18 protein-coding genes are annotated in these 21155 nt (G+C 50.5%); 12 read left to right on the plus strand and 6 right to left on the minus strand.

Features of this window, described 5'->3' with window-relative positions; genetic code table 11:
- Window positions 1-5: 5 nt before the first annotated feature.
- Entirely contained in the window at window positions 6-2708 is a 2703-nt protein-coding gene (locus AC0QH1_RS06490) for an AAA-like domain-containing protein (protein ID WP_324630143.1), read from the plus strand.
- A 59-nt stretch (window positions 2709-2767) separates the two neighbouring features.
- Here the strand turns inward: AC0QH1_RS06490 and AC0QH1_RS06495 are convergent, their stop codons facing one another.
- On the minus strand, window positions 2768-4252 hold the full coding sequence (locus AC0QH1_RS06495; protein WP_324630144.1) for an O-antigen ligase family protein: 1485 nt from the start codon (window positions 4250-4252) through the stop codon (window positions 2768-2770).
- A 305-nt stretch (window positions 4253-4557) separates the two neighbouring features.
- On the minus strand, window positions 4558-5040 hold the full coding sequence (locus AC0QH1_RS06500) for a 2TM domain-containing protein (protein WP_324630145.1): 483 nt from the start codon (window positions 5038-5040) through the stop codon (window positions 4558-4560).
- A gap of 469 nt (window positions 5041-5509) precedes the next feature.
- On the opposite strand from AC0QH1_RS06500, the gene AC0QH1_RS06505 reads away from it, so the two are divergent.
- The 5 genes from AC0QH1_RS06505 to rpsN all read left to right on the plus strand — a co-directional run bounded on the left by AC0QH1_RS06505 (window position 5510) and on the right by rpsN (window position 11883).
- Complete coding sequence (locus AC0QH1_RS06505) at window positions 5510-7696, plus strand: CBS domain-containing protein (protein WP_324630146.1); 2187 nt, start codon at window positions 5510-5512, stop codon at window positions 7694-7696.
- A gap of 184 nt (window positions 7697-7880) precedes the next feature.
- Window positions 7881-9161, plus strand: a complete 1281-nt coding sequence (serS, locus tag AC0QH1_RS06510) for a serine--tRNA ligase (RefSeq protein WP_324630147.1) — start codon at window positions 7881-7883, stop codon at window positions 9159-9161.
- 156 nt (window positions 9162-9317) lie between these two features.
- Window positions 9318-10406: an RIP metalloprotease RseP gene (gene rseP / locus AC0QH1_RS06515; RefSeq protein WP_324630148.1), complete on the plus strand. Its 1089-nt coding sequence runs from the start codon at window positions 9318-9320 to the stop codon at window positions 10404-10406.
- A 221-nt stretch (window positions 10407-10627) separates the two neighbouring features.
- Complete coding sequence (gene nth, locus AC0QH1_RS06520; RefSeq protein WP_324630149.1) at window positions 10628-11314, plus strand: endonuclease III; 687 nt, start codon at window positions 10628-10630, stop codon at window positions 11312-11314.
- A 266-nt stretch (window positions 11315-11580) separates the two neighbouring features.
- Window positions 11581-11883, plus strand: coding sequence for a 30S ribosomal protein S14 (gene rpsN / locus AC0QH1_RS06525; protein ID WP_324630150.1), 303 nt, complete (start codon window positions 11581-11583; stop codon window positions 11881-11883).
- 75 nt (window positions 11884-11958) lie between these two features.
- On the opposite strand, the gene AC0QH1_RS06530 is transcribed toward rpsN, so the two are convergent.
- Window positions 11959-12291 carry a hypothetical protein gene (locus AC0QH1_RS06530; protein ID WP_324630151.1) on the minus strand — a complete coding sequence of 111 codons (333 nt, stop codon included), beginning with the start codon at window positions 12289-12291 and terminating at the stop codon, window positions 11959-11961.
- A gap of 354 nt (window positions 12292-12645) precedes the next feature.
- On the opposite strand from AC0QH1_RS06530, the gene aat reads away from it, so the two are divergent.
- On the plus strand, window positions 12646-13224 hold the full coding sequence (gene aat, locus AC0QH1_RS06535; protein ID WP_324630152.1) for a leucyl/phenylalanyl-tRNA--protein transferase: 579 nt from the start codon (window positions 12646-12648) through the stop codon (window positions 13222-13224).
- A gap of 40 nt (window positions 13225-13264) precedes the next feature.
- Here aat and AC0QH1_RS06540 read toward each other — a convergent pair whose 3' ends face one another.
- Window positions 13265-14116, minus strand: coding sequence for a DUF3598 family protein (locus AC0QH1_RS06540; RefSeq protein WP_324630153.1), 852 nt, complete (start codon window positions 14114-14116; stop codon window positions 13265-13267).
- A 385-nt stretch (window positions 14117-14501) separates the two neighbouring features.
- Between AC0QH1_RS06540 and AC0QH1_RS06545 the strand changes: the two genes are divergently transcribed.
- Window positions 14502-15698 (plus strand): tetratricopeptide repeat protein, encoded by a 1197-nt coding sequence (locus AC0QH1_RS06545; RefSeq protein WP_324630154.1) that lies wholly within the window; start codon window positions 14502-14504, stop codon window positions 15696-15698.
- 382 nt (window positions 15699-16080) lie between these two features.
- Entirely contained in the window at window positions 16081-17286 is a 1206-nt protein-coding gene (locus AC0QH1_RS06550) for a Coenzyme F420 hydrogenase/dehydrogenase, beta subunit C-terminal domain (RefSeq protein ID WP_324630155.1), read from the plus strand.
- 323 nt (window positions 17287-17609) lie between these two features.
- Here AC0QH1_RS06550 and AC0QH1_RS06555 read toward each other — a convergent pair whose 3' ends face one another.
- Window positions 17610-17804: a hypothetical protein gene (locus AC0QH1_RS06555; RefSeq protein ID WP_324630156.1), complete on the minus strand. Its 195-nt coding sequence runs from the start codon at window positions 17802-17804 to the stop codon at window positions 17610-17612.
- Between the two features lie 429 nt (window positions 17805-18233).
- On the opposite strand from AC0QH1_RS06555, the gene AC0QH1_RS06560 reads away from it, so the two are divergent.
- The 3 genes from AC0QH1_RS06560 to rimK all read left to right on the plus strand — a co-directional run bounded on the left by AC0QH1_RS06560 (window position 18234) and on the right by rimK (window position 20824).
- Complete coding sequence (locus AC0QH1_RS06560; protein WP_324630157.1) at window positions 18234-19088, plus strand: pentapeptide repeat-containing protein; 855 nt, start codon at window positions 18234-18236, stop codon at window positions 19086-19088.
- Window positions 19089-19430: 342 nt separating this feature from the next.
- The gene (locus tag AC0QH1_RS06565) at window positions 19431-19871 is read left to right on the plus strand and encodes an ATP-dependent zinc protease family protein (protein WP_324630159.1); all 441 of its coding nucleotides are present in this window, start codon (window positions 19431-19433) and stop codon (window positions 19869-19871) included.
- A 47-nt stretch (window positions 19872-19918) separates the two neighbouring features.
- The gene (gene rimK, locus AC0QH1_RS06570; protein ID WP_324630160.1) at window positions 19919-20824 is read left to right on the plus strand and encodes a 30S ribosomal protein S6--L-glutamate ligase; all 906 of its coding nucleotides are present in this window, start codon (window positions 19919-19921) and stop codon (window positions 20822-20824) included.
- 28 nt (window positions 20825-20852) lie between these two features.
- Here the strand turns inward: rimK and AC0QH1_RS06575 are convergent, their stop codons facing one another.
- Window positions 20853-20999, minus strand: coding sequence for a hypothetical protein (locus AC0QH1_RS06575; RefSeq protein ID WP_324630161.1), 147 nt, complete (start codon window positions 20997-20999; stop codon window positions 20853-20855).
- Window positions 21000-21155: the final 156 nt, after the last annotated feature.

A 21155-nucleotide genomic window follows, 5' to 3' on the forward strand; every position in this document is an offset into this window, starting at 1 on the left:
CGACCATGACACAATCCGAGTATCAAGTTGGCGGTTCCCTGCCCGTTAATGCATCCACTTACGTGCGGCGTCAGGCGGATGAAGACCTGTTTCAAGGGTTAAAAAAAGGCGAATTTTGCTACGTACTCAATTCCCGCCAAATGGGCAAATCTTCCCTGCGGGTGAGAACCATGCAACGACTGGAAGCTGAGGGATATGCTTGCGTAGCAATCGACCTCACCCGCATCGGTTCCCAGCAGGTGACCCTCGAGCAGTGGTATGCGGGAATGGTGCGAAATATTTGGAGTAGTTTAAACCTCTCCCAAACGGTCAATGTACGCCGCTGGTGGCGCGATCGCGACTCCCTCACCCCGATTCAGCGCTTGAGCGAATTTCTCGAAACCGTGGTATTAGCTTCGATTTCCCAACCCATCGTGATTTTCATCGATGAAATCGACAGCATTCTCAGCTTAAACTTCGCCATTGATGATTTTTTTGCCTTAATTCGCGCCTGTTACAATCAGCGAGTAGACCACCCGGCGTATCAACGCTTAACCTTTAGTTTGTTAGGCGTCGCTACCCCTTCGGATTTAATTCAAGACAAAACCCGCACCCCGTTTAATATCGGTCGCGCTATCGAATTATTTGGGTTTAAAACCGAAGAAGCCTGGCCCTTAGTTCCCGGATTGGCGGAGAAAATCGACCCTGCGCCGGAGGTGCTAGCGGCAATTTTGCACTGGACCGGCGGGCAGCCTTTTTTAACCCAAAAAGTCTGTAAAATTGTATTGGGAAATGCCCAATCTGGTTCTGGGGAAAGCAGCAAAATTGACCATCCGGGGGAGTGGGTGGCGCAGTTGGTGCGATCGCGAATCATCGAGAATTGGGAAGCGCAGGATGAGCCAGAACATTTGAAAACCATTCGCGATCGCCTGCTGCGAAACGAACAGCGCGCCGCACAGTTACTTGGGGTGTATCAGCAAATCTTACAACAGCAGGAAATTAAAGCCGATGATAGTACGGAACACATGACCTTGCGGCTATCGGGATTGGTGGTGCGCCGCGACGGAGTGCTGCGAGTTTCCAATCCGATTTATGGGGCAATTTTCAATCGCGACTGGGTGGAAAAGCAGTTAGGAAATTTGCGTCCCTACTCGGAAGCGATCGCCGCTTGGTTAGCCAGCGATCGCTCGGATGAATCCCGCCTATTGCGCGGAAAAGCCCTGCAAAATGCCCGGGAGTGGTCGAAAGGAAAAAATTTGAGCGATCGCGACTATGAATTTTTAGCCGCCAGTCAAGAATTAGAACTGCAAGAAGCGCAAAAAGAATTAGAAGCCAAACGCCAAGCGTTGGAAGCGGATCGGGTAAAAAAGGCGTTAGAAGCAGAAAAAAAAGCCAATCAACTGTTAGCGCAAGCGCAACAAAAAGCGATTCAACGGTTGCGCTGGGGACTGGTGGGACTGACGATCGCTGCATTGTTGGCGGCGGTATTAATTGTCTGGACCGATCGCACCCTAAAATACTCGCAAAAACTGCTAAAATCTGCCACCCGACTGGAGCGATCGGGGGTGATGACTTGGCGAGAATTTGAAGCAGGGGGAGCAAAATTGGACGCTTTAATAGCGGCGATACAGCAGGGGCGAGAATTGAAAGCCTTAGCGGGCACAAACTTGCCCCTACAGGCGTATCCGGCGATCGCCCCCCTGTTGAGCTTGCAGAAAATGCTCGATCGCATCGAACCGACCCCCGCGCCCCTGATTGCCAATTCTACGCCCCTCTCGAGCCTCAGTTTCGCCCCCAGAGTCACCGAGGCGGGGATGCTGGCGACTGGGGGACGCGATGGCATTGTGAGATTGTGGACCTTGGGTGGGGAGGCGATCGGGCAGTTTCGCGCCCATCAAGCGCCGATTTACGAAGTCGCCTTTAGCCCCGATCGCAAGTACCTCGCCACCGCTAGCGCTGACGGAACCGCCCGCGTGTGGACCATTGAGGGGGAACCGGTAAGCGAGTTGAAAGGGCATGCCGGAGAAATATATAGTGTGAGTTTTGGCCGCGATCGCCAGCATTTGGTCACCGGGGGAGCCGATGGCACCCTGCGAATCTGGCGGATTTCCGGGGAAAGCGAAGTAGAAGCGATCGCGCACAAAGCCAGCGTGCGAACCGTTCGTTTCAGTCCCGACGGACAATACATTGTGAGTGCTGGAGACGATGGCATGGCGCGACTGTGGAAGCGCAATGGCGAACCGATCTATCAGTGGACCGGACATCAAGGCCCGATCCACAGCGCGAGTTTCAGCAGCAACAGTCAATTTATCGCCACTGGGGGAGCGGATGGCACCCTGCGCCTCTGGTGGAACCGATCGCCAAAGCAGCGATCGCAATGGAAAGCCCATGAAGGAGAAGTCTATCGCGTCAGCTTCAGTCCAGACAGCGAATGGCTGGCCACAGCCGGTTCCGAGGGCACGGCGAAGGTGTGGGACCGCGAAGGCAACCTGCTGGCAGAATACTCTCACTCGCACATTAACAGTCTCGCCTTTCCCCCCCCGTATTCCGCCGCCGATCCCCCTCAACTCGTCACCCTCGCCAAAGATGGCACGGTGCAACTGTGGCAAATTCACGGATTAAACGCACTGCTCGATCGCGGATGTGCCGCGCTCGGCCAAACCGACCTTTCCCGCGATGCACTCACCCAACTCTGCCCCGAGGCGCAACCCACCTCTCTCACTCCTTAGCCCGCGTAGGAGCAGCTCGGTCCGGATTTAGCCCTACCCTGACCCAGGGTTTTTTCACATTATATCTCTCCTTCCAATTTGGGTAATTTCAGCAACACGCCGACAAAGAACCAGTAAAGGATGTTTATCGGTGTTATACGCAGGGGATTGTAGAAGGGAAAAACGGTGATTACAACCAGAAAAATCCAGAAACAGATGCCATAACTGCGCCATCTTTCATCGCGCAAAGAATACCACGATTTAAAGGTAAGATAGAGAAGGGCAAAAATCCAGGACAAAAACGCCAGTATGCCCAACGGTCCGATTTCATAAAGTAATTTACCGTGGTAGGATTCTATCAATCTTGTCGCCCCAAAGATGCGCGCAGAATTGGTGGCGCGACCCAATCCTTGACCCAGCAATCCAATATTCTCTTGAACGATCCAATTAAACTGCTCGTAAAGCCATTGAGGGGGTGGGGCATATTGCCAGCGCCCGATTAAACTTTCCACGCGGGCTTGAAAAAAATCGGGGGCGATCGCCAACGCGATTGCGAACATCAGGGCGATAACCGCGCCCACGGCGATCGCCCGTTTGGCAGTGCTTAACGTCACCGCCAGCAAAATAATCCATGCAGTGGGAACCAAAATCAGGGCCACTCCCTGACCGGATAAAAGAGTGGCAATAAAGATACAAATAATCGTTCCGATGCCAATGATTCGCCAGAGTTTTGACGGTTCGCTGAGTGTAGAGGCAAAGCTAAAAAATGCCGTAGAAATCAGAAACCACGCCCAAGTAATGGGGTTTAGAAACGTACCGGGTAAGTCGATCGCGTTGTGCTGGGGACTGTAAAACAGCGCGCCGCCGACAAAACAGCGGGCATCTAAGGAGGCGCGAAATAAGTCTTCTCCCGCCAATTCGTTGGTATTTTGGCACACTCCGGCGCGCAGCATTCCATACTGAATAAAGCTGAGAGTGCAGCAGACGATCGCGAGAATTAGAAGCAAGCGGGTTAGAAACAAAAAGTCGCGGCGATCGCGCATCAACCAGTAGGCACAAACCATCAGGGGACAGTATCCCAACAGCGCTTTTCCCCCCATGAGTCCCATCATTAACGGTTGCTCGTTTTCCGCCAGAGGTTCGACGAATTGTTGCCACCCATTCACCGACAGCAGAGTGAGCAAACAAGTAGCCAGCAACAGTCCGAGAGGCAGCATCAAAACTTTTGGATGGGGGAGGGATTTTCCCTGCTGAAAATTCCGCAAAAATAAGGCGATCGCCGCCGGAATGTAGAAAAAATCAACCATCCAACGCCACAGCATATTTCCCCCACCGATGCCATAGGTGACAGTTCCCGCAAAGGGCATGTAAATCAGCATTGCCCACACGCCGGCGCGCGGATAGCGATAGGCTAAACTGATGACCGTGAGGGAGGTCAGCGTTAATAATCCGAATTGGGGATAGAGGAACGCGACGATTAGGCTAATTCCTCCAATTATTCCGAACCATGCTATCAGTTTTTTATCCGGCATTTTTGCTATCGTTGGCTCAATGTTCTTATGCATTGTAAGCTCCCTTTAACCACCCCTTTCACCCGGTTTGCTGACGTTAGTCAAGCGCTTGTCGCTGCTAGAGGAGTATCCATAGGCGATCGGGTCTGAGGGATAGTTTTTTAGGCATTGGTGCCCTAAGCACTTAGGCAAAATAAGCAAGCAGGTTTTCACTCGTGAACTCGTTTAACTCGTTCCCAGGCAGGAGCCTGGGAACGAGTTAACGCTTTTGATGAGGTTATAACCATTAAAAAATAGGCTGGTTTGTAGCCAGCCTACGAGAAAATTTAGCTCATCAAGCCCTTTTTTCAACGGGAGACCTATACACTTCCTTCTTGGGGCTTGAGCCACTTGGTCAAGGTGGTATTGATAGAGTTTCCGATTTGCTGCTTCAAGCGCCAAGACGCAAATGCCTTCTCGTAATCTTCGCCCTTAAGCTCGTAAGTTCTCCAAACCTTGAGGGCCAGGAACAACCCCCACAAGAAAACAATCGGCAAAGACCAAGTAAGGGCGTGAGCTGTGGCGAGGTTCAACAGCACCAAGAAGGAATTAACGATTGCATAGCGAATGACATTGTTTTTCAATCTCGTGCTGCGGAAGGTATCGAATGCTTGCCGTTCCTTAAACTCCCCGTGATGGGCGAGCCACTCGTGTTCTGCTTCGGCGAGACGATCGGAAGAAATGCCTAATTCATTGGCCATTTCCACCAATTGAGAGCGGGAGAATTCGCCCTTATCGGTTTTGCGAGCGATCGCTAAATGCAAAATTTGCTGGACATCTTCTTGTGCGTAATAGTCGGCCATTGTTCGTTACTTAATAAAATACCGATAGATTTTAAACAGTAGAAAAACTCTACTGTCATTTGTTTATTCTATTGTAACCCGTTCGAGGAGAAAAGTCAGATTGATGGTGTACGGGTGACTCTCCCCGATGGAAAGGCAAGAGAGTGGGGAAAAATAATGTAAGGTAACGCCGCTGTCGAGCATAGTGGCGAAGCCGCGATCGCCCGTTGGGATACGGGAATCCGCCCTAGAAACGCCCGGAGTATGGACTCAAGCGCACCATACCAGCCGCGATCGCCCCTCCTCGCCTTACCCCAAACCAAGAGAATTTGGCGAGAAAATTTTAAACGTTCCTTTCGGAAATTCCCAAATTTTTCTACAGTAATGTATGAAGTCAGCTAAAAACCCTTTAAACAACACTTTTCCCAAAACTCAGAGTCAACCCTAAGCTGAACGTTATCCCTATTTTGCCCACCGGAAACTCATTACTATGCCAGTCAACCATACCTTTCTTTATTCTGCAGCCCTAGAATATGCCATCGATCGCTACCCGCCGATCGTTCCTCCAGACACCTCCCTCGAAGACATCCTCACCCTGATGAGTCAACTGCGAAGTAGCTGCCCGTTGCCCGTTTCCAATTCCACCACCGACCCCAAAACCGCCCCCTCAGTGCGAGCAAGTTGCCTCCTGATTCTCGAAGGTGCAACCCCGGTATCCGAGCAACTACAGACCCTTTGCGAAACCGGTCAACCATCTGCGGTTCCTACAGAGATTTCCCCGCGCAATATCGGAATTTTCACCGAACGAGATATCGTGCGGATGACGGCGGAGGAAATCGACCTCAAACAGGTAAAAGTTGGAGAGGTAATGACCTTTCCCGTCACCAGTTTGACCCAAACCAATTCGGAAGATATTTTTACCGCTCTGTCTTTATTTCGCCAACATAGAATTCGCCATCTCCCCCTATTTAACCAGGAAGGTGAGTTATTGGGAATTGTCACCCCGGAAAGCATCCGACAAGCCTTGCAACCGGTGAATTTGTTTACCAAATTGCGCTATGTGAAAGACGTGATGGCGTCCCAGGTCGTTCACGCCCCCGAGACAGCCCGGGTGTTAGATTTAGCCCAAATTATGGCCAGGGAACGGGTGAGCTGTGTGGTGATTTGTCAGCAGGGCGATCGCGAAAATTCTGCCACATCAAACCCCACAATTCCCGTGGGAATCGTCACCGAACGCGATATCGTCCAATTTCAAGCCCTGCAACTGGAAATGGCAAAATTGCAAGCCAAAGATGTAATGAGCGCCCCGTTATTTTGCCTCAGTCCAGAGGATTCCTTGTGGTTCGCCCACCAAGAAATGCAGCGGCTACACGTGCGACGGCTGGTGGTATCGGGCACTTCGGGAGAACTCCTGGGCATTGTTTCCCAAACTAGCTTATTACATGCATTAGGTCCGACAGAAATGTACGGCTTAATTGAAGGATTGCAGCAGGTGGTAGAAGACCGCACCCAAGAATTGGAACAAGCAAACCAACAATTGCGCCATGAAATCGAAGAGCGCAAAAAAGCCGAAACCGCACTACAAGCCGCCCACGATAATTTACAAGAACTGGTGGAAGAACGCACTGCAGCTTTGAAAGCCACTAACGAACAGCTCAAACGCGATATTCAAGAGCGTCAGCGCGTGGAAGCTGCTTTGCGAGAATCCGAATCCCAACTGCGCCAACAAGCCCGGGAACTCGAAGCGGCGATCGCCGAACTGCAACAAACCCAATTCCAGCTCATTCAAGCCGAAAAAATGTCCGGTCTCGGTCAACTTGTCGCCGGGGTTGCCCATGAAATTAATAACCCAGTTAACTTTATCTATGGCAACCTTTCTCATGCCAATCAATATATTAAAGATTTACTTGAATTGATAGACCTTTACGAGGAACATTATCCCGAACCCGTCCCGGACATTCAAGACTTCATCGAAGACCGAGACCTAGAATTTCTCGTCAGCGACTTGCCCAAACTGCTCGCTTCCATGCAAGTTGGAGCCGAACGCATTCGCAATATTGTTCTGTCTTTACGCAATTTTTCCCGCCTGGATGAAGCGCAAATGAAGCGCGTGGATATTCACGAGGGATTGGATAGTACCCTGCTGATTCTTCAGCATCGTCTGAAAGAAGTCTCGGGAACGTCAGAAATTGACATTATTAAAGAATATGGCGACTTGCCCCGGGTGGATTGCTATGTCGGTCCGCTCAATCAAGTGTTTATGAATATTCTTAGCAACGCGATCGATGCTTTAGAATCGGTAATCGGTTCAAATGACAAACCACAAATGACCCATGACCAAGGACAAAAAACCATTCGCATTTCCACCGATCGCCTGGGAAGCGATCGCATTGTTATTCGCATCGCCGATAACGGTCCGGGGATGAGCGAAACCTTGCGCCGCCGCATATTTGAACCCTTTTTTACCACGAAACCCGTAGGGTCGGGCACGGGATTGGGATTATCTATTTCTTATCAAATTATTGTAGAAAAACATGGCGGTCGATTGGAATGCATTAGCGCTCCATCCCGAGGTTGCGAGTTTATTATCGAAATTCCCGTGCAGCAATCGCAGCACAACCAATCTTTATTCTCTTCTTCTCAGTTTAAATCTAAAAGAAAGAACCGGAAGAATTAAAAGTTGAACCTAAAAAATGAGACTTAAAAATTTATCTCGATTAGCGCCATGCGATCGCCGACTTGCCAAGGGGGAATTTCTAGCCGTCCGGTGCTTTTTCTGACGAGGCTAGCGGTAGGGGCGCGATATAGCCTATCTTGGTAAAGTGACTAAGACGAACTCGCGAACCAGTTAGGAAAAGTCCGTGCTAGATATCAAGCAAATCCGGAAAAACCCAGAAGAAGTCCAGCAGCGCCTCAAGAAGCGCGGCGAAGGTTACGAATTGCAGCCGATATTGGATCTCGATCGCCAGCAGCGGGAATTAGAAACCGAGCGATCGCAGATGCAGGCGCGGAGTAACGAAATCGGCAAAGCGATCGGGCAAAAAATGAAATCGGGAAGCAAACCGCAAGACCCCGATATTCTGGCACTGAAAGAAGAAGGGAACCAACTCAAAACCCAACTCAGTGACCTCGAACCCAAAGAAAAACAACTCAAAGCGCAACTCGACGAATTACTCTTCGCCCTACCCAACTTACCCAGCATCTCCACTCCCGAGGGTAAAAGCGAAGACGACAACGTAGAAGTGCGTCGCTGGGGGGACGAATACCTGCCGAAAAATCCGGATATTCGCCCCCATTGGGAAATTGGCGAACAAATGGGAATTATCGATACCGAACGCGCGGTGAAAGTGGCGCGCAGTCGGTTTGTCAGTCTGGTGGGTGCCGGTGCAGCCTTAGAACGGGCCTTAATCAGCTTCATGCTCGACAAGCAAATCGAAGCCGGTTATCTGGAAGTGATGCCGCCGATTTTGATTAGTAGCGAATCCCTGCGCGGCACCGGGCAACTGCCGAAATTTGCCGAAGAGAGCTTCAAATGTCGCGACGATGACCTGTGGCTGACCCCCACGGCGGAGGTACCGGTGACGAATTTGTACCGGGATGAAATCCTCTCTACAGATGAGTTGCCGATTTACTATTGCGCCTATACCCCTTGTTTTCGCCGGGAAGCGGGAGCCTATGGCACGGATCAGCGCGGATTGATTCGATTGCATCAATTCAATAAAGTTGAATTGGTAAAATTCGTCCATCCCGATCGCTCCGAGTCGGAACATGAATCCCTGGTGAGAGATGCAGAAGCGATTTTGCAAGCCTTAAAGCTGCCATATCGAACCATCGAACTGTGTAGCGGCGACTTGGGTTTCTCGGCGCAGAAGTGCTATGACTTAGAGGTGTGGCTGCCCTCGTCGGGGCGGTATCGGGAGATTTCCAGTTGCTCGAATTTTGGGGAGTTTCAAGCCAGACGGGCCAATATTCGGTTTAAAGAACCGGGTAAGAAGGGGACGCAATATTTGCATACCTTGAATGGGTCTGGGTTGGCGATCGGGCGCACGATGGCGGCGATTTTGGAAAATTATCAACAAGCCGATGGTACGGTTCGCATTCCCGAGGTGTTGCAACCTTATCTGGGGAAAAAAGTGTTGTAACTTGACAAAGGGGAGGATTTGTGGTAAATAATTCCCTCGCCTGCTGGGAATCGGAGACAACCGAGGCGGCTTGAGCTTAAGATAAATAAAAATAGGTTAAAAACTGGCTCGAAGCAGTCAGCTAAACTTAAGCACGGAGTTTCACTGGGGTTTTTCATGTCAGTATTGGCAGCGATCGCGGTTCTGGGGGTTTTGATCTTCGTTCACGAACTCGGCCATTTCATGGCAGCTCGCTTGCAGGGCATCCATGTCAATCGCTTCTCGATTGGATTCGGACCGATTTTGTGGAAATATCAAGGCCCCTCAACCGAATATGCGCTTAGAGGTTTTCCCTTGGGCGGATTTGTCGGGTTCCCCGATGACGACCCCGACAGCGATATTCCTCCCGAAGACCCGAATTTGCTACGCAACCGCCCTATCCTGGATCGGGCGATCGTGATTAGCGCCGGGGTGATTGCAAATCTGATTTTTGCCTATGTGCTTCTCGTCGGGCAAGTGGCAACTGTAGGCGTTCAGGAATTTAACTACGAACCCGGGGTGTTGGTGGCCCAGGTGATGTCCGAGGATACGGCAGCTTATCGCGCCGGCATCAAGTCCGAGGATGTGATTCTGGCAGCCTCAGGTGAGGCATTGGGGGATTCTCGCCAAGCGGTGAAACGCCTGATGAAGGTGATTCAAAGCCATCCCAACCAACAACTCGATTTGCTGGTTGAGCGCGATGGCGAAGAAATTTCCCTGGATATCACCCCCCAACGCGCTGAAGATGGCAAAGGGATTATTGGCGTCCAACTCGCACCCAATGGCAATGTGATTCGCGATCGCGCCGATAGCATTCCCGACGCCTTTACCTCCGGAGCTTCTGAGTTCCAACGCATCGCCTTGTTAACCGCCCAAGGCTTCGGACAGTTAATTCGCAACTTTAGCGAAACCGCCGATAAAGTCTCCGGCCCGGTGGCGATCGTGGCGATCGGTGCCGATATCGCTAAGTCGGATGCCGCTAATTTGTTCCAGTTCGCCGCTTTAATTAGTATCAACTTGGCCATTATCAATATTTTGCCTTTACCCGCTTTAGATGGCGGTCAGTTGGCCTTTTTGCTCATCGAAGGCGTGCGCGGCAAACCTTTGCCCACCCACATCCAAGATGGCGTCATGCAAACCGGCTTGATGTTATTGTTGGGTCTCGGCATTTTCCTGATTATTCGCGATACCGCTCAACTCGATTGGGTACAACAATTGTTTGAATAATCGCGAATTAAACGGGGTGTAAAAACAGAAGAATTGAGAATTGAGAGTTGATTGATGCACTTCTTAATTCTTAATTCTTTTCTGTTTTTTTAGCACGGTGGCGAATCATCTTGCATACTTGCTAGAAGAGGCAAAGCCACCTTTCTTGCGTTCCCAGGCAGAGCCTAGAAACCACTAGGCAAAATGACCAATGACCAATGACAAATGACCAATGACCAATTATGAACATTACCCGGAAATGGGCGGTGACGAAGCAGCGATCGCTCGAATTGTTGATTCGCTTAAAGCGACTGTATCCCGAGGCAAAATGTACCCTGAATTACGAGACGCCAGTGCAGCTATTGGTGGCGACGATTCTTTCGGCGCAATGTACGGACGATCGCGTGAATAAAGTGACGCCAGAATTATTTCGGCGCTTTCCCGATGCGGCGGCGATCGCGGCGGCGGATATTGAAACCTTAGAAGAATTAATTCGCTCTACGGGATTTTATCGCAATAAAGCCAAAAACATCCAACGGGCCTGTCGGGCGATCGTAGAAAAACACAAAGGTCAGGTACCCAAACGGATGGAATTGCTGTTGGAATTACCGGGAGTGGCGAGAAAAACGGCTAATGTGGTGTTGGCGAATGCCTATGGTATCAATCAAGGGGTGACGGTGGATACCCACGTCAAGCGACTGTCGCAACGATTGGGGTTGACCGAAAACACCGATCCGGTGAAAATCGAGCGGGATTTAATCCGACTGTTACCGCAACAAGATTGGGAAAATTGGTCGATTCGATTGATTTATCACGGGCGGGCGGTATGTACGGCGAAAAAACCCGCTTGCGATCGCTGCGAATTGAGCGATTTATGTCCGGCGGCGCAGATTCCGGTAGAAAATGCGATCGCCGCCGAACAAAACTAGGGCCTCGATTCAGTGGCGGCGGATGTTTCCCACACAAAAGGCGATCGCCTCCTTTCCACTCGGATAAAAGGCTTTTTTAAGTACCACACAGTCGCAGTTTTGTCAACCATTGGGGAAAAAATAGCGGAAAAAAATCAGCCGGATGGTAGCGATCGGCAAAAATTGCCGGGAATTTTTGGGAGATTAACCGATCGCACGGCTACATTCATCCCCTAATATCCGCTAGAATGGAAGATGCTGTCTTTTTTTAGAGATAAAACTCCCACATGGCAAAGAAAAGCATGATCGAGCGCGAAAAGAAGCGCCAAAAGCTGGTTGATAAGTACGCCGCCAAGCGCCAAGAATTAAAAGAACAGTTTGATGCGGCCACGGATCCCGAGGAAAAACTGGAGATCCACCGCAAATTGCAACAACTGCCCCGCAACAGCGCCCGCAATCGCCTGACCAACCGTTGCTGGTTGACCGGACGTCCGAGAGGATACTATCGCGATTTCGGTTTGTGTCGCAATGCGCTGCGGGATATGGCGCACAAAGGGCTGTTACCCGGTGTCGTAAAATCGAGCTGGTAAAAAAGATGGTCGATTTTGGATTTTAGATAGATCGGGGGGTTGAACCCCCAAATCTAAAATCCGTGGGTAGGGAAACTAAGCGCCGCCGCAGCAGCGGTCGATTCCCAAGCTGTCGAGCAGCAGATCGCTGACAGCATTGGCGATCGCGAATTCGCCATAGAAGCTCTTAGAAAAGTCAAATGACTGCATTTCGGTGACGATGGCAATCACCAGAGAGCCTAAGTCATTTTCCCCTTCCATGCGTTGTCGCACGAAGATTTGAGCCGCTCTTTCGGCAATATGGGCGTTGACTGGCTCTGGGATAAATTCGCGATCGAGCCAATCGTGCAAGGATTTTTTCAACCATTGACCCTCTTGCAAAGCATTCTCCGCCGGGGGCAAAACGATCGGTTTGATAGGTTCACTCATCGCCAAAGAAATTTCCTGTAATAGTTTCAGATCTTATGCCCTTGCCAGTTTCCTAGCCGGGTTTAGTGGGATATTTTATTTGAAGGAGTCACCCAGACTTTGCCCGAGTTAGGCGAAACAGACAATGCCTTAACCTGGCACGGGGGGTTTCGCGCGCTCAAGCGCAGGCAAAGAGACTCTCGGCAATACTCCCCATTTTAAGGGTGTTTGCCATAGGAATGGGGTTATATCATTGCCGATCGCCCCTCAAAGTTAGGCGCGATCGGCAATGAACCCCTCCCGCACCAGGGACAGTGCCTGATTCCTTTCCCCCCCTGACCCTTTCCGCTTCACTTCATTTTGCCTCTGTGATTCATGGAATTTGATATTCCTTCAATTATTCAAGGATATGCGAAAGGCTATTTTTTAATGGCCAATGACGGAGACGATAGTCTCGGTTGGTATTCCAGTCGCCAGCGGGCGCTGATTCCCCTCGACGATCGCTTTCGCTACCCGAAATCCCTGCGGCGCGTGCTGAATCAAAACCGATTTCAGGTAGCGGTGAACCGCGATTTTGTCGGGGTGGTGGAAGGTTGCGCCGATCGCAAAACCACCTGGATTTCCCCGACGTTAAAAAAAATTTACTGGGAGCTTTACCAAACCGGTTGGGCCTATAGTTTTGAAACCTGGCAAGGCGATACCCTCGCAGGCGGCATTCTCGGCATCGCGATCGGCGGTGCTTTTATCGGCGAATCGATGTTTTTCCGCATCCCCGAAGGGTCGAAAGTGGCAATGGTTCTGCTGGTGGAAAGACTGCGCGATCGCGGGTTTATCCTGTTTGACGCCCAAATGAATAACCCCCATCTAGAACGCTTCGGGGCCTACACTATCCGAGAACGAGACTATAAAATCTTGCTGCAAAAAGCGTTGGCTCGCCCTTGTTCTTTACTCTAACCCCGGTCAGCACCTCCAGCCTACCCCCTTGCTTTCGCCCCTAACCCACTTTGCGCTCTGTCACCAGGGTGAGGCTCATCCAGTCTCCTTTATCGCTGTAGCGCCGAATTAAGCGCTGGCGATGGTTGGGTGCAATTAACCAGCCGGCTTCGAGAAAGAAAGGTTCCCGGAGTTTGGCGGTGAGGGGGAAGGTGGCGGAAGCGCCATCGGGAAGCAGCAAGACGCGGGTGGGTTGGGAACCTTGGTGGAATTCCAGGCTGTTTCCCGAAAGTTTGCCCTGGGAGGCGATCGCGCCGGCATCCGGACCGTTACCGAAGGTTATCTGTTGCTCGATGGTGTCGCGATCGCGTTGCTGTAGGTGCAAGGTGGTGGGAAAAAACTCTGGGTTGCGCCAATCGGGATAAAGGGTGCAAGCTTCCCCCTCCCAGGTTCCCAGCAGGGAGTCCAGGGTTAGGGGCGGGTTTTCCCCTGCATTGGATCCCGCGCGCCATTCGCGGATTAAGGTGAATCTGTCGGGATGACCTTCCGGTGCGAACAGCAGCACCAGTCGCATTCGGCGATCGCCACTGACAAAGCCGAATTCTGCGCCAAAGGTGGAAAAGGGCGATCGCTGGATCGACCCTTGGGAAAATGCCCCATTCTCGAAAAACCGCACATCTCGGCCAAAAGACTGATATTCGCGCACCATTTCATCTTGCGGCGCATCTGTGGTGGGATTGGCACCGGGTGCAAAGCGACGCAGGGTCAGACGCGCTCGGCGATCGTTGTCTAAGCCTGACAAAATTAACAAACTCGGTCTATCTTCCATTTGCTCTCCGGTGGGGGAAAGCTGGGTAAACGAGCCTTGCCAATGCCCGAGATTGTTCAGAAAATTTTCCCATTGAGTAGCCATTGGTGACGCGCTCCTTTTTCCCTGCATCGGTGTCAAGCAACCAGGGTTTTATTGTAGTGTATAAAGGGGAATTTTTTGGGCAGGGTTGCGTCCCCTGGGGGGAGGTGAAGGGATGGCGATGGAAGTCCGGGCGATCGCCGCAAAACCGATTGGATGCCACGATATTTTTTTTGGCTTTTGATTGGGTGGCACAGAAATGATATAATATTTTTTTTCGCCAATCAAAAATTCAAGGGAGGGTGGGATTGTCCAGAAGGTTAATGGTTTTCAATTTACTCGCTTTTGAATCGCGATCGATGAAAATTAACAACTGATAAGGGTTGAAAATCGTCTAGACTAAAGCCAAAGTGGTGAAGTCGTTGATTTATCCGTAGGTGAGATTTCCATGACAAGCACGAATCGAGTCGGGAACGCGCGAGTGCCTCGCAGGGAGCTAGTCCCCATCGGTGCCGGTAAAACGGCGATCGCGCCAGTGTCGCTCACCGCGCTGTGCGCGAGAATCGGCTGGCGCTCTACTCTGATGTTGGCAACCTTGCTGCTCTCCGTCGGGACCGCAACCGCCCAAGAACCCACACCCCCACCCGCCCCCAGACCCCTCGTTCCTCCCACTGCTTCCCCCTCCCCGGATGCACCCTCCCCGGATGCACCGGCGGCGGATAATGTCACTCCCTCCCCCGCGCCGACGGCGGAACCCTCTCCGGAAGCCACCCCTGACGAACCGGTGTCGGTGGAGTCGGTAGAAGAAGCCGCAGACTCGGAAGTGGTGCAGCCAATTGGAGAGGCAGAACCAGTTCCTATCGATCCGTTGGTTCAACAGCAGATTCAATCGGAAGTGGATCGCGCCTTTAGCCGCCTGAGCGTGTTATTGATTGCCCTGGTGGTGTTTCCGGTAGGTGCCGCCCTGGTGATTTGGCTGTTCCGCAAGAGCGTGGCGAACCAAGTGATGCAGGAGGTGAAAGCGCAACTGGGCAAGGAAGTCCCCCCATCCGTTCCCCCACAAACCGGCGGTGGTTTGGTGAAAAGCGATGCCGCTGATGGGATGCCACCCACACTCCCGGAGAAAAAGGATAGTACGGCGCAGTTAAACGAGCTAATTTCGATGGCCCTGGCGACTCAGAATTTGATTGCTGAAGCTCGCTCGACCCTGGAAGATTCCATGCAAATGCAGGATAAAATGGAGGAGCCATTTAACGAGATTTTTGGCATTTATGTCAAGCAAGGAAATGAGCTTTTTCGGGAAGGAAAATACGAGGAATCTATCGAAATTTACGAAAAGGCAACCGAGATTAATCCGGAATGCTATGAAGCGTTTTTAGGTCAAGGGGTTGCGTTTACAAAATTAGACCGATATGATGAGGCGATCGCGGCGTATAATAAGGCAATACGAGTGAATTCCGACAAAGCCGATGCCTGGTACGGCAAGGCTCGCTGTTATGCTTTTAAAGAGGATCTCGATCTGGTGATTGATAATCTCAAACAAGCCATTAATCTCAATCCGGAAATCAGGGAAATGGCACAACATGAATCTGATTTTAATCAACTTCGCGAAACCGAAGAGTTCGACCAATTGATGCGATCGTAATTCCACCCCCAAGGGACAAGCGGCAGGGGTAAACAGCACATTTAAAGCGCGGGTGCGTTAGACGTGAGTCATAACGCACCTTATCTGTTTTCGAGGGTAGTGCAAAGGGTGATATTGTACCACCCTCTGCCATGTCCAAGCCTTTTCAATGGCGGGAGGTCGAGATGAGAACGCTTCTGCTCAAAGTTTGGCCAACAATGGGTTCAGATTTGAATCCCTTCGCCTCGCGATCGCAATATCCAAATGGGTCCTGGATGCCGCTCGTACTCGATTGCCAATTGCCAATTGTAGAAAAAATCGGTTTGCGAAGAAAATCGAAAATCTAAAATTCAATACGATATGGTGTTATAAGTCATCTGCGCGATCGAAAACGAAGCTTTCCATGACCTCAGCACATTCAATTCCCAAGCACAAAAAAGCCAAAGCGCTAAAATCCTCTAGTCCTCGCCCTGCCAAAGAACTCTGCAGCGAGTGTGGGCTTTGCGATACCTATTACATCCATTATGTCAAAGAAGCCTGTGCCTTTCTGAATCAACAAATTGCCGAACTCGAACAACAGGCACATGGGGGAAGTCGAAATCTAGATTCCGAAGACGATTTGTACTTTGGCGTGCATCAAAACATGATGGCGGCGCGCAAAAAACAGCCGATTCCCGGGGCGCAATGGACCGGAATCGTGAGTACGATCGCCTGCGAAATGCTCGAACGCGGCATTGTGGAAGGAGTCGTCTGCGTGCAAAACACGAAAGAAGACCGATTTCAACCTATGCCGATCGTGGCGCGCACCCCAGAAGAAGTGCTGGCGGCGCGGGTGAACAAACCCACCCTGTCGCCAAATCTGTCGGTACTCGAACAAATCGAGCACTCGGGGATGAAGCGCCTGCTGGCGATCGGGGTGGGTTGTCAGATCCAAGCGTTGCGATCGGTGCAAGACAAACTCGGGTTAGAAAAACTCTACGTACTCGGCACCCCTTGCGTGGATAACGTCACCCGCGCCGGATTGCAGAAATTCCTGGAAACCACCAGCAAGTCTCCCGATACGGTGGTGCATTACGAATTCATGCAAGATTTTAAGGTGCATTTCAAGCACGAAGATGGTTCGGTGGAAAAGGTGCCCTTTTTTGGACTGAATACCAAAAAACTAAAAGATGTGTTTGCGCCCTCTTGTCTGAGTTGCTTCGATTACGTCAATTCCCTCGCCGATTTAGTAGTCGGTTACATGGGTGCGCCTTTTGGGTGGCAGTGGATCGTGGTTCGCAACGATACCGGGCAAGAAATGCTCGATTTGGTAATGGACAAGCTAGATACTGAGCCGGTGATGTCGCGCGGCGATCGCCATCAAGCGGTGCAACAGAGCATTCCCGCTTATGAAAAAGGCGTCACCCTGCCAATGTGGGCGGCGAAACTGATGGGAGTGGCGATCGAAAAAATTGGCCCGAAAGGGTTGGAATATGCCCGCTTTTCCATTGATTCTCACTTTACGCGCAATTATCTCTACGTGAAGCGGCATCATCCGGAAAAGCTAGAAGCGCATGTCCCGGAATTTGCCAAACGCATCGTCAGTCAATATAAATTGCCCGAAGTTTAGCCCTAGATGGGGGGTTCAATTCGATCGCCGCGATCGCTTCCCCTGGCTTTTTTGAATCCATCGAGAACGCCAGGGGATCTTTCACCCCCAGCGATCGCCCCCCGCCTCATGCAAGGAGTTCCATCACGCCTCTGGTTCGCCCTTAATCTCTAATCCGGAGGAATCGGCGCAAAAAGGATTCCTCCCAGTCAAGCGCCCTGGGTTTACACAGGCATGATTTTAATCCCGTGCTTTAATTCGCCATCCACCTATGGGGAGAGAATTAACAAAACCTGACCTCAAATACCACCCAGAGGCATTGACAAAAAACCAAGTTTGTGCATTTAGCCTCCCTCCCTGGGGCAGCAAACCAAGAACTGCACCCCAGCGATCGCGGTACCTTCGTCAGGATACTGCCCCAAAAGTGGGGTAGACAACCATTGCCAAGCCGTGGGTTCGATCGCCTCGGAAAAAAGGGCAACATCCCACAGGGCTGCTGTAAGCGACAAAGGCAATAGATTTGGGGTAGATAAACCCATTAAGCTAACTCTAGTGCGGACAATTTAAAACCCCAAGCAAAATGCAAACCGGCTCAAATCACAGAAAACGCAGTGGATTTGCACGCTTGATAGCTTATATTGCTAGCCACCTTTTGCAGTAACACTCACTTGCTATCGAGAATGCACACACAGCAATTGTCCCAAATAAAACGCTTTATTAGGGTGCTTTTACAGAAAATGATGGAGCTGTAGTGTGAAATAAAAACCGAAAAATAACAAATACCAATTGAAAAAATAAATATTATAAATTAAGCCCTAAGGCTTACCAATGACGATTCGCCTCTTTATAAAATAAAGTTATTTCTGTACCCAAAATTGTTATGAAAAAGTAAAAATTAATCTGTGGGAGGATTCCTCCGTGCAGAAAATATCTTACAATAAATGTATCTATAGCAGGAGACAGATGCGATGAAAATAGCAGAATTTCAGAAACGATATAAAGAAGGAGAAAGGAACTTTCGCAACCTAGATTTATCTGGGGTGAAAAGCTCATGGCTCACCATCCGTGACGTGGATCTCAGTGGTGCGAACTTCAGCGACAGCAAACTGTGTTCGGCAATTTTCACCGGCTCGATTCTGAAAGGAGCGAACCTGGCGCGGGTGAAATTGCGAGGGGCAGATTTGCGAAAAACCGACTTGCGAGAGTCGAATATGAGTGAAGCGGACTTAACGCGCGCGGATTTAATTGATACGAACTTAAAACAAGCTAATTTAAGCGGTGCTAATCTCAACGAAGTGACTTTCGATCGCGTCGAACTGCAAGAAGCGAACTTGAGCAACGCCAATTTGAGCGGACTCAGCCTCAACGGCGTTAACTTACAAGGATCGAATTTGAGCGGCGCTAACATTGATGGCGTTACGTTTCAGGAAGCGAATTTAGTGGGTGCGTCCTTAATTGGATTGGATTTGAGCAATGTTAATTTTAGTGGAGCGGATTTGAGAGGAGCCAACCTGATCGATACCAACCTGTCTGAAGCCAAACTGTATGGAGCCAATTTAAGTGGGGCGACACTGACCACCGCCCAGTTAGGACAGGCGAAACTCAATGGCGCAATTCTCGATGGAGCCGATCTGCGCGACGCAAATCTGAATGAAGCGGAAGTGAATTGGGTAAATCTGCGCCAAGCCAATCTGGGCAATGCGACGTTTGAGGGAGCCTGTTTGAATCAGGCGAATCTGACCGGCGCGAAAGTGGAAGAAGCAAAACTGTGTCAGAGCGAGTTAGACGAAGCGATCGTGCCAGAGGGGATGAGTTGTGAATGATTCATCCAGAGCGTAGGTGGATAGAATCAGGGGATGCGATCGCGCATGTGATGACGAGTCGCGGATTTGCGCGATCGCCCCTACGCTTCAATCCTTCCCCCCCAATCGGATAAACGCACTGCTGTGTGCAAAATCCAAGGATGGCGATACACTAAATCCTAAAACGCAGCGATCGCGATTGATGCCACGGGAACGTCCTCTCCATTTTCCGCTGAATCTCAAGCATTAACCTTCAGGAAAAAAGACAAGATTCCCCGCAACAAAAGTCCTGTGCGCTTTTATCCTAAACAATAGTGTCACAAGTTGTCCTTCGTGGTGCGTTCCCTCGGGATAGAGAGTCTGATGAAACACAAGCAACAATTGCCCGCGATCGGCTGGCGAGAGTGGATCTCGCTTCCCGAACTCGGGATTGAAAAAATTAAAGCTAAAATCGACACGGGTGCGCGTTCATCCGCCATTCACGCTTTTGATATCGAAACCTTTTCCCATTCAGGAAAATCGATGGTTCGCTTCAAAGTTCATCCCTATCAGCGCGATACCCTAAAAACCGTGACCGCCGTTGCTCAACTGTTAGATCGCAGAGAAGTTCGCAATTCTGGAGGTCATGCTGAATTGAGATTGGCGATTCTCACCCCGGTGGAACTCGACGGAAACCGATGGCCCATTGAACTAACTTTAACCAATCGGGATGTCATGGGATTCCGAATGTTGCTGGGTCGTCAGGCAGTGCGTCGGCGCTTTCTCGTCGATCCAGGTCACTCGTTTTTACACACTCATCAATAACTCCGCATCGCTGGTAATATCAACACAAAACAGGAGTATCCCGAATTATGAAAATCGCCATTTTATCCCAGAAACCTTCACTGTATTCCACCCGACGGTTGAAGGAAGCCGGGGAACAGCGCGGTCATCAGATGAAAGTGATTGATTACCTGCGCTGTTACATGAATATTACCTCCCATCGCCCCACGGTTGTATATCAGGGGAAGCAATTAGAAGATTTCGATGCGGTGATTCCGAGAATTGCGGCGTCTAAAACCTTTTATGGCACCGCTGTGGTGCGACAATTTGAAATCATGGGCGTATTCTCGGCAAATGAATCTCAGGCGATTTCGCGATCGCGCGATAAGCTGCGCTGTCTGCAATTGTTGGCGCGAGAAGGAATTGGTTTGCCGGTCACGGGATTTGCCAATTCCACCAAAGATATTGACGGATTGATTCATATTGTCGGAGGCACTCCTTTGGTGATCAAACTGCTAGAAGGCACCCAAGGAATCGGCGTGGTTCTGGCAGAAACCGAGCAAGCTGCAACTTCGGTGATCGAAGCATTTCGCGGTTTGGATGCCAATATTTTGGTGCAGGAATTTATTAAAGAAGCCGATGGCGCGGATATTCGCTGTTTTGTGGTGGGTGAAAAGGTGGTGGCGTCGATGAAACGCCAGGGTGCACCAGGAGAGTTTCGCTCGAATCTGCATCGCGGCGGTACGGCACAGAAAATCAAGTTAACGCCGGAGGAACGTTCTACTGCTGTCAGGGCAGCAAAAACAATGGGATTGAAAGTGGCTGGGGTGGATATTTTGCGATCGAATCACGGTCCGGTGGTGATGGAAGTGAATTCTTCTCCGGGTTTGGAGGGCATTGAAGCAGCAACGAATGTGGATGTAGCCGGCAAAATTATCGATTTTGTGGATAAAAATGCGGCAAAGGGCAAAACCCGCGATCGCATTCAATATTAATCTCTTTTGACTCGATTCGTTGGGGATTTTAGGCGATCGTCGCGCCGGATAATGGGTTGTCCCCACCGCCACGATCGCGATCGCCCATAAGGTGGTAAAGGGGGCACTCTCCCGGCAAATCGTCACTGTTGCATAAAGACCACGGAATGGCAATTGTGCTTCGCAAAATTTCCAATGATTTTCCGGCTCAGGTAGCACAGAATGGCGATCGTGTGGTATGATGGTTGGTGAAGCTTGCAGGGTCAGGCAGGGCTGTTAAGCAATTTACGCATTGCATTTATGCCCTGCCTGCACCTATAGTTTCATCTTACCCGATTCCCCTTTTTTTTGT

This window comes from Phormidium sp. CCY1219 (assembly GCF_055795085.1).